This is a genomic window from Vibrio sp. 1069 (genome assembly GCF_033340555.1).
The window spans coordinates 1-535 of record NZ_JAWOWP010000879.1 but is presented as its reverse complement, the minus strand read 5'-3'; the positions used below and the strand labels follow the sequence as shown (position 1 = coordinate 535).

At 53.6% G+C, this 535-nt stretch carries 1 protein-coding gene; it reads right to left on the bottom strand.

Annotated features, from left to right (window positions below; translation table 11 throughout):
- The coding region (locus tag R7040_RS29590; RefSeq protein ID WP_318098066.1) for a type-F conjugative transfer system secretin TraK at window positions 1–535 on the bottom strand (535 nt) is incomplete at both ends.

The window sequence follows — 535 nt, the reverse complement described above, 5'->3', positions numbered from 1 at the left end:
TAGGCTGATCAGAGACGTTCAGGGCGACACCGATGAACACGTTAAGGTGGTGGCCCATCATGTATTGCCCCTTGCTGAAATCCACCTTTACCCCAGGATGAGCGCAGCTCGGCACCGCAGCACCAGCAGGGATGCGGTTCAACGTGTAACCTTGAGGGACTTCACCAAGAGCAATCTTGCGGAATACCGACCGGATGGTTTCGACATAAGGCTGGCTCTGTTCCCAGGTCTCAGCCTTGGTATTGGCAAAAGCACCAGTGATACCTACACCACCATCGAGCTTGAGAAAGACTTCTCTGGGCGGAATACGACGGGGAACCATCGTCAGGCTGAGAGCTTGGGCTTCCGAGCCTTTTTCAGTAATGAACATAGTCACCGGATACTGCTTATCCGTGGCGACATAGACCACATTCTCTTTGATGCAGACCTCACCACACTGGCCGTTATCCGTCGCCCCGGTCAGAGATGTTGAAACGATCTCAGGATTGCTGAAAGGCGTGACGATTCGGTTCGGATGACCAACGGCTATCGGGAT